General features: G+C 62.8%; 10 protein-coding genes, 1 pseudogene and 1 riboswitch. Of the genes and pseudogenes, 8 read left to right on the forward strand and 3 right to left on the reverse strand.

Annotated features, from left to right (window positions below; all coding sequences use genetic code 11):
- The first annotated feature begins 3 nt into the window (after positions 1-3).
- From B7Y49_RS03980 to B7Y49_RS03995, 4 genes are read left to right on the forward strand one after another with little or no spacing between them, the layout of a single operon-like run.
- The gene (locus tag B7Y49_RS03980) at positions 4-516 is read left to right on the forward strand and encodes a DUF2306 domain-containing protein (RefSeq protein ID WP_374126276.1); all 513 of its coding nucleotides are present in this window, start codon (positions 4-6) and stop codon (positions 514-516) included.
- The gene (locus B7Y49_RS03985; RefSeq protein ID WP_374126277.1) at positions 516-1,568 is read left to right on the forward strand and encodes a hypothetical protein; all 1,053 of its coding nucleotides are present in this window, start codon (positions 516-518) and stop codon (positions 1,566-1,568) included. Before B7Y49_RS03980 ends, B7Y49_RS03985 begins: the two co-directional genes overlap by 1 nt.
- Positions 1,568-1,795, forward strand: a complete 228-nt coding sequence (locus B7Y49_RS03990) for a hypothetical protein (RefSeq protein WP_374126278.1) — start codon at positions 1,568-1,570, stop codon at positions 1,793-1,795. The genes B7Y49_RS03985 and B7Y49_RS03990 overlap by 1 nt, the downstream gene beginning before the upstream one ends.
- A gap of 52 nt (positions 1,796-1,847) precedes the next feature.
- Positions 1,848-2,480, forward strand: a complete 633-nt coding sequence (locus B7Y49_RS03995; RefSeq protein WP_374126279.1) for a DedA family protein — start codon at positions 1,848-1,850, stop codon at positions 2,478-2,480.
- Here B7Y49_RS03995 and B7Y49_RS04000 read toward each other — a convergent pair.
- Positions 2,471-3,184 (reverse strand): DJ-1/PfpI family protein, encoded by a 714-nt coding sequence (locus tag B7Y49_RS04000; protein WP_374126280.1) that lies wholly within the window; start codon positions 3,182-3,184, stop codon positions 2,471-2,473. The genes B7Y49_RS03995 and B7Y49_RS04000 overlap by 10 nt on opposite strands.
- Positions 3,185-3,203: 19 nt before the next feature.
- A riboswitch (ZMP/ZTP riboswitch) is annotated at positions 3,204-3,284 on the reverse strand.
- A 495-nt stretch (positions 3,285-3,779) separates the two neighbouring features.
- Here B7Y49_RS04000 and B7Y49_RS04005 point away from each other — a divergent pair.
- The 4 genes from B7Y49_RS04005 to B7Y49_RS04020 all read left to right on the forward strand — a co-directional run bounded on the left by B7Y49_RS04005 (position 3,780) and on the right by B7Y49_RS04020 (position 12,406).
- Entirely contained in the window at positions 3,780-4,787 is a 1,008-nt protein-coding gene (locus B7Y49_RS04005) for an AraC family transcriptional regulator (RefSeq protein ID WP_374126281.1), read from the forward strand.
- A gap of 216 nt (positions 4,788-5,003) precedes the next feature.
- The gene (locus B7Y49_RS04010) at positions 5,004-11,141 is read left to right on the forward strand and encodes an autotransporter-associated beta strand repeat-containing protein (protein WP_374126282.1); all 6,138 of its coding nucleotides are present in this window, start codon (positions 5,004-5,006) and stop codon (positions 11,139-11,141) included.
- Between the two features lie 73 nt (positions 11,142-11,214).
- On the forward strand, positions 11,215-11,349 hold the full coding sequence (locus B7Y49_RS04015; RefSeq protein ID WP_374126283.1) for a hypothetical protein: 135 nt from the start codon (positions 11,215-11,217) through the stop codon (positions 11,347-11,349).
- Between the two features lie 250 nt (positions 11,350-11,599).
- Positions 11,600-12,406: a formylglycine-generating enzyme family protein gene (locus B7Y49_RS04020; protein ID WP_374126284.1), complete on the forward strand. Its 807-nt coding sequence runs from the start codon at positions 11,600-11,602 to the stop codon at positions 12,404-12,406.
- On the opposite strand, the gene B7Y49_RS04025 is transcribed toward B7Y49_RS04020, so the two are convergent.
- Together B7Y49_RS04025 and B7Y49_RS04030 are read right to left on the reverse strand one after the other, a co-directional pair.
- Positions 12,393-13,685 (reverse strand): sugar MFS transporter, encoded by a 1,293-nt coding sequence (locus B7Y49_RS04025; protein ID WP_374126285.1) that lies wholly within the window; start codon positions 13,683-13,685, stop codon positions 12,393-12,395. The two genes, B7Y49_RS04020 and B7Y49_RS04025, sit on opposite strands and share 14 nt — an antisense overlap.
- Positions 13,682-13,947, reverse strand: a pseudogene (locus tag B7Y49_RS04030) (hypothetical protein); the annotation flags it as partial. The gene B7Y49_RS04025 and the pseudogene B7Y49_RS04030, both read right to left, overlap by 4 nt.

Raw genomic sequence — 13,947 nt, forward strand, 5'->3', positions numbered from 1 at the left:
AGAATGGCGACGATAACGGCAACCAAGACACCAAAGGTAAAATCCCGCGCGCCCGATGGGTTCGAGAAGTTTTTGGCGGTGGGGGCCTCGATCTTGCTGGTATGCGTGGTCGTCGCACTCGCGAAGGGCCAGCCCTATTGGGGTCGAATATCGCTCAACCTTTGGGGTCATTTGGGCACGATGATCGTCGCACTCGCGCTTACGCCAGTGATGCTGCTGCGCCGTCGGGGGGATCGTCCGCACCGGATAATTGGCACGATCTGGGTAAGCGCGATGATCCTGACGGCGTTGATTTCGTTTACGATCCGCGAGGCGAATGATGGCGGCTTCAGTGTTATTCACATTCTATCGGCCTGGACATTGCTGCAGGTGCCACTGATCTGGTGGAGCGCACGCACCCACCGCGTTGATCAGCATCGTGGTTCGGTGCGCGGGATGGTTTTCGGGGCGCTGCTGATCGCCGGGTTCTTCACCTTTCCGTTCAACCGGATGCTGGGGCAGTTTCTGTTCAGCTGATGCCGAATGCGTGGCTGAACCACCGCCACGCGGTCCCGATTCTGCTGTTTGCGCTGATATGGCTTTCCTGCCTTTGGTTTGGATCTTGGGAGCTTAACCCCAACAACTCTACCCGGCTATTCGCCGCAATATCACTGGTCGAACAGGGCGACGCGACGATCGACGAGTTTGCGCCGCTGACGATCGATAAAGCGCAATTTGGCGCGCATGTTTATGCGGACAAGGCGCCTGGCATGACGTTGATGGCAGTGCCCATGGTTGCGCTGGCTAATGCCGTCACTGGGGAAACATCCGCGTCGCTCAAGAAAGCAATCGACGATCCAGCGCTCGGCGCGTTCATGACGCTGCGGTTGCGGCTGGCGGCGGCGACCAGCTCCGGGTTGCTCACGGCGCTGGCAGCGGTGGTGTTATGGTCGCTGGCGCGGGGGATCACTGGCAGCGCGGTTGCCGGGCTTGTCGCCGCTACAGCTTATGGTTTGGGCAGTCCCGTCTGGGGCTGGTCGACGACGATCTTTGGCCATGCATCGGTGGCGGCGCTATACGTGATCGCGATTTGGGCGGTGTGGCGCGCGACACACGGTGCCCCGCGACGGGAAATGGTCGCGCTTGCCGGTCTCGCGCTTGGCTGGTCGGTCGTCGTGGAATTTCAGGCGGTGCTGGCCGGGTCCGCGATCGGGCTATGGGCGCTTTGGCGGCTTCGTACGCTCCCTAGGTCGCAACAATTGGCCATGGTGGCTGCACTGTTCGCCGGCGGGATCGTCGCGGGGCTGCCAATGATTGCGTATAATCTCATCGCGTTCGGGGTGCCGATCAGGTTCGGCTATTCGGGCGTGGTCGGGTTCGATGGGATGCAGCAGGGCTTTTTCGGCCTCACCTATCCCAAGCTGCCGGTTCTGTTCGAGCTGCTGTTCGGGCCGCGGCGCGGGCTGATCTGGGTGGCACCGGTTTTGGCGGTTGCGCCGCTGGGCCTGATGCGGCTGTTTCGATCTCCCGGCGGTCAACCGATGGCGACAATGGCCATAGCGGCGATCTCTCGATTGCGATCAACCTGATGATCAGCGCGACCGAGATCACGGCCCCAGATAACGCGCCGTTTCCGCTCTGGCGGCCGATCCTGGTCGAGAATGTCGCCAACGGTTATTTCCGCGACGTGCCTGGCCAGTTCTGGGGCTGGTCGCCCTGGATGGGGTTGGCGCTTTATGTCGTGCTCGCCGGGGGAATCGCGATTGCGCTGGTGATGGCGGTGCGACGCGTGCCTGATCACCCGGTTGCGAATTGAACAGCGCAGAAAGGGCTTCCAATCCGCGCAACCTTCGCGCAATCGCAGCGCCATGGTTGAACATATTCTTGGCATCCTCGCAGGCTTCACGATCTGGGTGATTTCCAGCGGCGGCTATCTTGGCATCGTACTGCTGATGGCAATCGAATCAGCATGCATTCCGTTGCCGTCAGAGATCATCATGCCGTTTGCCGGCTATCTGGTCTCGACCGGGCAGTTTAACTTGTATCTGGCGGCGACTGCGGGGGCGATCGGGTGCAATCTTGGCTCGATCCCGGCTTATGAAATCGGCAAGCGCGGCGGGCGCCCGGCGTTCTTGCGCTGGGGCAAATATGTGCTGATCGGCCCTGGCGAGATCGACGCCGCCGATCGCTTTTTTGAACGCCATGGTGACATGGCGGTATTGATAGGGCGGCTGTTGCCGGTGATCCGATCGTTCATTGCGTTCCCTGCCGGTGTGGCGCGGATGCCGCTTGGCCGCTTCCACATCTATACCTTTGTCGGATCATGGCCGTGGTGCTTTGGCCTTGCCTATGTTGGCATGGTGTTGGGCGATCAGTGGAACAACAGCCCCTGGATGAAGGCGGCGTTCCACAGTGCCGATCTGGTGATCGGCGTGGTCATTGTGGTCGCTGTCGTCTGGTATGTCCGTCATAAACTGAAGGGGCTGAAGCCTCACGCCTGATCGGGTCGAGCTGCATTCAACCGGGCCGCGGCGGCGGCCATGCGCTGGTCGCTGTCGGCACGTAATGTGGCGACCATTGCCTTGTAACGGGCCAGGATTTCCGGTCCGGCCCCGGTCGGGGAGCCCGCGTCAAAGGGCGGCGCGGGATCATATTCGAGGCTCAGCTGCACCAGCCGGGCATGGTCTTCCCCCCGGATCGCAGCCGTCAGCGCCAGTGCGAAATCGATGCCCGCCGTCACCCCGCCGCCGCTGACGCGGTTGCGATCGAACACGATCCGCTCCTGCACCGGGATCGCCCCGAAGCGCGCGAGCATGTGATGCGAGGCCCAATGGGTCGTCGCCCGGTACCCCGTCAGCAGCCCCGCCGCGCCCAGGATCAGCGATCCGGTGCACACGCTCGTCACCCAGGTCGCCCCCGCTGCCGCTTGCCGTACCCAGGCAAGCGTCGCTTCGTCCTCGATCACATCGGCAGTGCCAAAGCCGCCGGGGATGCACAGGATATCGGGCTGGCGGGCATCGGCAAAGGTGGCGGTGGGCATCAGCGCGAAACCGGCATCGGTCGCCACGGGGGCCAGATCACGCGAAACCAGATCGATCGTCGTATTGCCAAGGCGGGAGAGCACCTGCGCGGGGCCGGTCAGATCGAGCTGGGTAACGTTAGGGAACAGCAGGAACGAGACGTGCAGGGGTGAAAATTCGGGCATGCGGACCTCCATCAATGTGGTGGGATGCCCAGGCGATGCGGCGGCGCTGCCACGCGCTCCCCGGTGGTGCTCCACCCGATCGCCAGTCACGCAGGCAGCAGCAGAATAAGCGCAATCATCGTGGGGCTCAATCGCAGATTGCGAGATTGCTGGCGCATCGGAGTGTCATTGGTTGAGGCGATGGCCGCGGTGGAACTCCAAACCGTTTCGCTGGTTGATCTGTCTGGAAGGTGCCGATCATGGCACAGCCGGGGCCTTAGTACCGTATGGGCATCCAAGCCGCGCTCATCTTGGCGTCTCGGGGTGAACCTGCCGTGCCATCTTGCAAATGGACCGGGTCAATTTTTCCCCTAAGGCCTTCAGGATGGTCAACGTTTTTGCGCGTCGGTATCGCGTGTGGAGGGGTTCGGATTGAGTATGAGTGTAGCGTATGAGTTTGTCGTTCCGCATTGGCGGGTTGTCGATGTCGATGCCGTAATCCGCGCGCTGACGGCGTTCCAGCCTCGAACGCGCCGGCACGATGTAGGTCCTCATGGTGGCAGCGCAGCCCTGCCCGCCAAGCCCCGCCGCCCGATGAGCCGGGCTTGGCGGGATAATGTTTAAAGCCGACAATCCATCGATCGATCCCACCGATGGTCAATCGATCCCGGTGCTGCGCTATTCAACGGATGATCTGGTCCCTGAAGATCGTTACAGTACCTGGCTGTTGCGCGAGTGGCCGCGCCGTGAGCAGGTATATCGCACCGAACCGAGTGAGCCTTTCAACACCCGTTGGGAATCGGCGCAGCTTGGCGAGGTGATGTTTGTTTATACAGAAATCACCGGGATGCGCTGGGAACGCCGCCAGCAGGATATCCGATCATCCGAATTCGATCCGATCATCATCAACCTGATGGTCGATGGGCTCGCGCAGGGCGACATGGATGGCCGGCCCTTTTACGAGCCGTCGGGTACGCTGCATTTTCACGATCTCGGTCGACCGTCGCTGCACGTATCGAGCGCCAGCACGACCTATTCGATCATCATATCGCGCCCGGTGGCCCAGCAGGCATTTGGTCCGCTGCATGACCTCCATGGGCTTGTCGTCCCGGCGGCCGCAGCCGAAATGCTGTTTGGCCATGCCGAGTCGACCCGCCGCGCCTTGCCCCGGCTGGACATCATGTCGGCTGAGCGGTTGGGCAGGGTGTTTCTGGAGCTTGCCGCGATCGCGCTTGCCGAGGTGCGACCGAAAGCGTTGCCGCACGTCACCTCCGAAAAGCTGCTGCTGCAACGTGCTGGCGAGGAAATTGACCGCCGCCTTGGTGATGGCAAGATCACCATTGCCGATTTGTGCCGGGCACTGGGGGTATCGCGGGCGCGATTGTTTGCCGCTTTCCACGAGGAGGGCGGAATCCACAATTTCATCGCGCGCCAGCGGCTTGAGCGAGCGCGTGCTGCGCTGGCCGATCTCGATCGTGCCGAGCCGATCGGCAACATCGCGCACCGACTGGGGTTCAGCGATGCGCCGCACCTGAGCCGGGCCTTCCGCGTTCGATTTGGGATGTCGCCGCGCGATTACCGCGTGCTGGTCGCCGATAGTTTGGCTGACATCACACCGGAATAAGGCGTCGCGCGGTGGCGCAAGCGAATGCCCGTGGGATGACGCCATCATCGCCCCAAATTGGTACGGGAACCAATTCACCCGACACGATCCTACAAGAAACCAGAACGGCGGTTCAATGCCGTTTGGCGAGTCTTAACGTAAGGCAACGCGAGTATTTATCAGTGTTTTTTGGGCGCTGAAAAACCTTAATGCGAATACCAACACGTGGGGCCGATAATGATCATCGAATTGACCAACAACAAGAATGTCCGCGGCAACACTGCGTTCTCGCGCAATCCCTATTTCCGCGGCCTCGCCATGCTCGGCACTACTCTTGGGTCGACGCTGGTCATCATCGCACCGGCTCACGGCCAGAATATCTCCTCGCTCAACAACCCCAATGGCTATTCGTTGACCGAAGCCGGCACCCGCTCGGGCGGCCCGCGCACGGTCGAGGTGTCCGCCGCCGGTGGGGACATCGACATCGATGTCGGCACTATCAACGTGGATAACAGCGTCAGCAACCCGACCGGGACGGGTATTTTCGCTAACAATACCGGTTCTGGTAACGTCAGTGTCAAGGCGGCCAACGTCACCGCCAGCGGCACGGGCCAGACGAATGGGATCGAAGCGCGCGCCACCAGTGGTACGGTCACGGTGGTTAACAGCGGGACCGTCCGCTCGGACACGAACAATGCCAGCCGCGCCATCAGCGTCCTCGGCAGGACCGGCAATGTCACGGTGACGTCCAACAGCGCGATCGGAGCACGGGGCGGAATCTTCGCAAGCTCGGACCTCGGAATAATTGGCGCGACGACCGGCCCCGTGACCACCGTCAACAGCACGAATGCCGTCGCGAGCGGCACCGGTGCGTCGCTCAACGCCATTGTTGGTCAGGGCTTTCGCGTTGTCATCAACAGCGGAACAGCGACGAACAGCAATGCCGCCGGAACCAGCGGCGCGGCGATTTTCGCGAACAGCACGCTGGGTGGCGTCGTGATTAACGCCGGCACAACCGAAGCGCTGGGTAACAACCAGGCCGGCATTCAAGCGCTAGGGCAAAGCGGCGGAACGGTCGACATCACGAGTGGCACGGTGCGCGTGACGCAGAATTCCGATGCCATAACGGTTCAGGCCGGCTCCGACATCATCATCCGCAGCACCTCGGTCGTGAACAGCGGTACCAACGGTGGATTTGGGATCGTAGTGGGCGGTGGTCGTACCGGCAGTTTCAACAGCGGCGCGAATGGCCTAAACTTTACCTCCGCTACCGTGATCAGCGGTGCGATATCGACCGCCGGCACCAATGCATTCGGCATTTACGTCACGCCAAACGGCGCGGGCGCGACCGCGATCACGAGCGGAGCGGTTACCACGACCGGGGCCGGCTCGACCGGCATCCGCGTCGCCGGTGTTGGCACCGGCACGATCACCGGCGCGGTAACGATCAGCACGACGGGCCGACTGCAGACGAGCGGCATCAATGCCAACGGGGTGCAGGTCAACGCCGGTTCGGGAGCGGTCAATATCGCCAACACCGGACAGATCGTGACCGCCGGCCAGACTGCCTTTGGCATCAACGTCACCAGCACTACGGGAGCCGCGACGATCACTGGAACGGGTTCGATCACGACCACCGGCGCATCGTCGCATGGCATCTATTTCAACCCCGCTGCCAATACCAACACCGGCGCGATTTCGATCGCCAGCGGCCCGATCGCCGTCAGCGGCGCCAATGCGAACGGCATCTGGGCGTTCAACGCCGGTGGTGCCGTGACCATCAACGCCAGCGATGTGCGGGCGACCGGCACGGCGGCCTCGGCCATCATTGTCCAGCCGACATCGGGTGCGACCGGGCCGATCAACGTCGCCGCAGGGATCGTCAGAGCTACATCCACCGGCATCAATCTGAGCAGCAATGGCTTCACCGGGCCGATTACCGTCAGTGTCGCTGATGCGGTAACTGGCGGCGCAGCGGTCGACGCGCGTAGCGTCGGTGCGGTTTCGGTAACTGGCGGCACGGTCCAGACCACCGGCGCAGGCGTAACCGGACTTATCGCGATTTCGACCGGCGGTCTTGCGACCGTGAATTCGACTAACCTGACATCGGCGAACCGCGGCATCTTTGCGCAGGGTCTCGACAATGTCACCGTCAACAGCGGCACTTTGGTATCGACCGGCGCGGACTTCGGGCTGATCGCCAATACCAGCACTGTCGGCACCGCCGAAGGCGTCGTCAACGTGACCAGCACCAACCTGACCGCCACCAATATCGGTATCAATGCCTTTGGCCCGCGCGCGACGATCAATGTCAACAGCGGGACCGTGACGAACGGCAGCGCCAGCGCGATCCAAGCATTCGGCATCGACGTCAATGTGATCAGCGGCACGATCAACACCGGCGGTATCGGCATCGAGGCTGGTAACGCGACCGGCGCACCGCGGCGCGGGCTGACCACGATCAACAGCGGCACGATCAACGTGAATGGGATGGTCGCGGCGAACACGGCGGCGATCACCGCCAACGGCGCCTCGCTGGTCATCAACAGCGGCACGATCACGTCGACCGGCCAGGGCAATCGCATCGGCATCAACGCGCAGGTGCCGACCAGCACCGTTGCAGGCACCACCCTGCCCGGCACGCTGACCATCAATAGTGGATCGATCACGACCATCGGCGACGGCGCCTATGGCATTCAGGGCATCACCGATTCAGGGGCGCTCTCGATTACCAGCACCGGCACGATCAATACGGTCGGCACTACGCGGCTGGCCGGTACCCAACCACGTTATTCGGCGGGCATCATCGCCACCAGCGTCGCCGGATCGATCACGGTCGACAGCAACAACATCTCAACACAGGGTGTCCAAGCCGACGGCGTCAGGATCGAAGCGGGCAGCGGACGAACCAACGCGTACAACACCTCGCCCAACAACGCCGCCGCGCCGGTTTCGGTGACGACGCGGGGCACGACCCAGACGGCGAGCGCGAATTCAATCGGCATCAACGTGCTGGGCGGTGGCGGCGCGGTCTCGGTCAATAACCTAGGCACGATCACGACCGGCGGCACCTTATCCTATGGCATCGGCGTAACCCCGCAAGGCGGCGAGACCACCATTACCAGCAACGCGATTTCGACGATGGGGGTCGGTGCAACTGGCATCCGTGTCGTCGGTTCGACCGGTGCGATCGCGGTTACGGCATCCAACACTGCAGTGGCGGGTGCGACGACCAATGCAATCGAGCTTGGCACGACTGGCGGGATCACCGTCAGCGGCGGCATTGCCACAGCATCGGCAGGGACGGCGATTCTGGTCAATGCGGGCGGCGCGGCCGACGTGCGGGCAACCCGCGCGGCTGGCGGCGGCGACGGCGGATCTGGCGTATCGGTCACTGGCGGCACCGGCGTGACTTTGAACGTGGCGGAAGCATCTTCGACCGGGACGAGCGTCACCAATGGAATGACGGGCGTCGTCACCCGCGCGGATGCCGTGTTTGCGGAAGCAACCACAGGGGCTATTACGGCTACGATCGGCTCGGCAACCGCGACCGGCGCTGGCGCCGACGCGGTGCGCCTGATCGCTAACGGGCCCGGCGGCGCAGTTTCCGCCACTGTGACGGGCACGCTTAGCTCGACAAGCGGGACCGGCCTATTCATCGATCCGCCGGGTGCTGTGACGGTAAACGTTGCCGCAAACGGCAATATTCAGGGCGGCGCCAACGGTATCAACACGGTCGGCGGTACCACCAGTATCGTCAACCTGGGGTCGATCAGCAGCGCTACAGGTGCCGCGATCCTGGCGTCGGGGCAAACTACGCTGGACAATACCGGCCGGATCATTGGCGCGACGGGCGCGGCAGCGGTGCAGCTTGGCGCGACCAACGACATCGTCATTCTGCGCACCGGCTCTGCGGTAACGGGCGCCATCGTCGGCGGCGGCGGCACGGATACGGCCACCCTGATCGGCACGAGCACGGCAGCCAGTGCCGGCCAGAGCGTCGCGAATTTTTCCGGCTTCAACAATCTGACGGTGCAAAGCGGTTACTGGACGGCACCCAGCAGCGTGACCAGCCAGTTCGCCCAGGCGACGATTGGCAGCGGCGGAGCGCTTGAGCTGGCAAATGGCGTCAACGGGATCGCTGGCATCGCCACCCCCTCCATTGTTTCCAACGGCACGTTGGTGATCCGCAGCAGCAGCGCATCGGGCGCGCAGACTTTCAACACGACGATCGTGACGGGCACGGGCGGCGTTACATTCACAGGCACGGGCACCGCAATGCTTGCCGGTACCGACAGCCTGCAGAATACCGGCTCCAACATAATCGATGCCGGCAGCACAGTGCTGGTAACCGGCACCCAGGGCGGGGCATTCATCAACAACGGTACCTTCCAGATCGGCACTGGCGGCACGACGGGCAACTATACTGGCAGCCTGGTGAACAGCGGCACGCTGATTGTGAACCGTTCGGACGCCTACACATTTGCCGGTGCCTTGTCGGGCTCGGGCATGTTCGTGAAGGAAGGCGCAGGCACGATCAGCTTCGGCAGCAACTATGCCTTTACGGGGACGACGATGCTGAATGGCGGCTCCATCAAGCTGGCCACCCCGGTGGCGGCCACGACCCAGCTCAACGTGCAGGGCAGCGGTACCATCGACTTTTCAGGCACCACGCAACGCATTGCCGAGATTGCCGGCAGCAGTCGTACCGCTACCGTGAACATTGCCAATGGATCGCTGACGACAACGCAGAACACCAATTCAACCTTCGCCGGCACGCTGGCTGGCAACGGGTCCTTCACAAAGAGCGGAACGGGTAACCTGAACCTGACGGGCACTAATACCTACACAGGCCCAACGACAGTCAATGGCGGCACGCTCTCCGTCAATGGCAGCATTGTTTCTCCGTTGACGGTAGCGTCGGGCGGTACGCTGGGCGGTACCGGCACGGTCGGCAATACAACGATCAGCAGTGGCGGCGTTTGGGCGCCGGGCAACTCGATCGGCACGCAGACAGTGAACGGCAATGTTACCTTTGCTAGCGGATCAATCTTTGCGATAGAAGCCAATGCGGCGGGTCAGGCAGATCGGATCAACGCCACCGGCACCGCAACGATTGGTGCTGCGACCGTCCAGGTAATTGCCGCAGCGGGCAACTATGCTCCGCTGACCAATTACACCATTCTTACGGCCCAAGGCGGAATCAACGGTACTTTTGCCGGGGCGACCTCCAACCTCGCCTTCCTGACGCCGTTCCTGTCGTACAATGCCAACACGGTCTTCCTGACCCTGGGGCGCAACGACATCACCTTTGCCTCACAAGCAGTGACGAACAATCAACGCAGAATCGCGACGGCCGTGCAGGGGCGGTCGCTGGGTGACCCGATCTACAATGCGGTGCTGATGCTCACCGCAACCGGCGCCCAGGGCGCGTTCGACGAATTGTCGGGTGAAATCCATGCGTCGCTGTCTTCAGTCCTGGTCGACAGCAACCGCCGCATTCGTGATGCCGTGTTTGCGCGCGGTACCCAGAATAGCGGCGACGGTTTTGGCATGTGGGCGCAGGGCCTCCAAAGCTATACCGATCAACGCACCCAGGCTGGCCTGGCGTCGATCGAAAGCAACCGCACCGGCGTGTATGGCGGCATCGATTATACCGCGAACGGCTTCCGGTTCGGCCTAAGCGGTGGTTATCTCGATGATGACGTCCGGCTTCCCGGCCGGGCCAGCCGGGCCAATATTTCCACCAAACTGGTGGGCGGCAGCATCGCCTGGGCGCCCATCGACGCCCGCGTAACGGCACAGGTCGGCGGCACCTATGCCTGGCATGACATCGACACTACCCGGACGTTGACCACCGCAGGGCTGGCGGGCACGCTGAACGCGCGCTCGGAAGCAACCTCGGCGCAGGTTTTCGGGGAGCTCGCTTATGCGGTGATCCAGGGTCCGGTCGTGGTGTCACCCTTTGTTCGTTATACCTATGGGCGGACCACCGTGGATGCGCTGACCGAAACCGGCGGGGCCGCTGCGTTGCGGGTTGGTCGCGAGCGTCGCGATACCAACTTCGCGTCATTCGGCGTGAAGATGAGCGGTGCCACACCGATCACGTCGGGGCTGATGTTCGAACCTCGAATCGTCGCTGCCTATGTTCGGGGCTGGAATGATCTTGGCGGCGTACGGTCGGCTACCTTTGCCGGGGCTGGCCCAAGCTTCCTGGTGGCCGGCAGCCGGCTGGGCCGCGACAGCCTGGATATCGACATCGGCTTCGATCTCGCGACGACATCGGGTATCCGGTTCGGGGTCGGGGGCTTTGCCAACACGTCGAAGCAATGGGGCGATCATGGCGGGCGCGCGTCGGTGAGCATCCGCTTCTAACCGCCAATCCTTGGGCCAGTGCTGACCGATCGGCACGGGCACCTTCTCGATCACCGGTGCACGGCTCGCGCCGGTGACCGGGCTGGTCAGTGCCGGTATCGATGTACGGCCAACCAGCAATGTCCGGCTTGGTCTGCAGGGCGAAGCGCGCCTGTCGCAGCATCAGCGCGAACAGCGGATTTCGCTGAACTTGCGGATCGGCTTCTAACCAACAAGCTCGGAGGGAGCAGACGGCCGGGAAGGGGTATCCTCCTTCCCGGCCGTTTCTTTTGCGGACGATCGGCTTGAACTTGCCCTGCAACACGGACACACTGGGCCCGAGATTGGCGCAACCGCTACCGGAGACAGGATCGAACGTGCCGCGACTCTTGCCGATTTTGGCGCTATCGTTGTTGTCTGGCTGTAGCGGAGTTGAGCGAGTAGCAAGCCGAACCTGTGCACCGCTGACGGGCGCATCCATGGTGCAGCTGCCCGGTGGTGATTTCATCATGGGCGCTGATCCGCGATACCCTGAGGAAGGGCCACCGCGCCGCGTGCATGTCGCGCCTTTTGCGATCGATGTGCACGAAGTCACCAACGCCGATTTCGCCCGCTTCGTCACGGCGACGGGGTACCGGACGATGGCGGAGCGCATGCCGCCGTCGCAGCCCGGTGCACCACCGGACATGCAGAAGCCAGGATCGGCGGTGTTTAGCGTGCCCGACGATAGTGATCAGCGCTGGTGGCGCTGGGTGGTGGGTGCCCAGTGGCGGCATCCGTCGGGCCTAGGCGAAACGATCAGCGGGCATGGGCGCGATCCGGTGGTGCAAATCGCTTATGAGGATGCGCAGGCCTATGCCCGCTGGGTCGGCAAGGCGCTGCCGACCGAGGCGCAGTGGGAATATGCCGCGCGGGCCGGGCAGGCGGCACTGCCCGAGCCGATCGACGCGGGCGGGACGCCGCAGGCCAATTACTATCAAGGCGTGTTTCCGCGTCGCGATTTGGGGCTAGATGGGTTCCGCTCGCGCGCGCCGGTCGGGTGTTTCAAGCCCAATGTGTTCGGACTTTACGACATGATTGGCAATGTCTGGGAATGGACCAGCGATCCTGCGAGCGGTGATGCCGGGAGTCATGTCATCAAGGGCGGGTCATATTTGTGCGCCGCGAATTACTGTGCGCGCTATCGCCCTTCGGCGCGCCAGTTTCAGGAAGGCGGGCTGGGATCGAACCATGTCGGTTTTCGGCTGGTGCGGGCAGTTGCCGCGCCAGCGCCTAAGCCGAAATGACCGCCGGTCGCCGCGCATAGACTCCGTAACCCGCAATCACGGCATAACAGACGGCGGGCAGGATCAGCGCGAATTGCAGGCTGCTGCCATCGGCAATCAGCCCGGTCAGCGGCGGGATGATCGCCCCGCCCACGATCGCCATCGCGATGACGCCTGATCCCTCGGCAGCACGCTTGCCAAGGCCTTCGCTAGCGAGCGAGAAGATCGTCGGGAACATGATCGAGTTCATCAAGCCGATGGCGAGCAGCGACCAGGCTGACACGGCGCCGGTACTGTTGGCCGAAATGAGGATCAGCGTGATTGATCCAACCGCCACGCCGGCGAGTATCTTGCCCGGTGATATCAGCCGCAACAGATAGGCGCCGATGAACCGGCCAATCAACGCTCCGCCCCAGTATAGCGGCACATGCTTGCCCGCGGCCTGTTCGGGCAGACCAAGGGTTTCGGGCAGCATCAGATAATTTACGATCAGCGAGCCGATCGCCACTTCAGCGCCGACATAGAGAAAGATACACGCCGCCCCCAAGCCGAAGCGTGGCCGCTGCAGCAGATCGAACGCGCGCAAAATGCTCCCCGGATCGGCAGGTGCCTCGGTCAGGCGGTTGCGACGGCTCCACACGACAGCGGCAACCACCATCAGCGCGGCGGCAAGCCCCAAATAGGTATAAACGACGACCCGTGTTTCGGCCGTGCGATACGCATCGAGCGCTGCGCCGCTCAGTGTTGAGGCATCGACCGTGGCGAGGCTGCCGAGGATCAGCACCGATCCGACATAGGGAAACACCGTTGTCCCCAGCGAGTTGAAGCCTTGCGCGAAGGTCAACCGGCTATGCGCGGTGCGCGGGTTGCCGAGCAACGAGATCAGCGGATTGGCGACGACCTGCACCGTGGTGATCCCGGCCGCGAGCACGAACAGGGCAAGCAGGAACATCCAGAACGCGCCTGATTGCGATGCGGGAATGAACATCAGGCACCCGCCCGTCATCGTCAGCAGCCCGATCGCGGCGGTGCGCATATAACCGAAGCGACGCACGACCGCCGCGGCTGGAATCGAAAATACGAAATAGGCAGCGAAAAACGCCGTCTGCACCAGCAGCGCCTGCGCATAGCTGAGCGTGAAAAGCTCCTTCAGCTTCGGGATGATCACATCGTTCAGGCTGGTGATGCCGCCGAAGATGAAGAACAGCGCGAAGACGAACAGCCGCAGATCGGGCAGGTCGATGCCACTGTCGGTGTCGCCGATATGGGCCGGTGCCGGGTTGATCGGGGGCAAGCTCATTCGCGCGCACCCAGCAGCCAGCCGAACACATCGTCCAGCCGCGCCGCCCATGCGCCTTCTTCATGGGCAGCGCCCTGATAGAGCCGGGTCGACATGTCGCGGCCGGGCTGCCAGCCGATGCTGATTAGCTTGGCGTCGATTGCTGATTGCCAGGGGCCGTAGAAACCATCGAGCGTCTGGTCACCGTGATCGAACCAGATCCGCCGGCCTTCGGGCGGCCCCAGCCGCTCGGTCAGATATTTGCCCCAAACCGTTAGCAATT

Source organism: Sphingomonas sp. 28-62-11 (genome assembly GCF_002278865.1).
In the GTDB taxonomy this organism is placed as follows: domain Bacteria; phylum Pseudomonadota; class Alphaproteobacteria; order Sphingomonadales; family Sphingomonadaceae; genus Sphingomonas.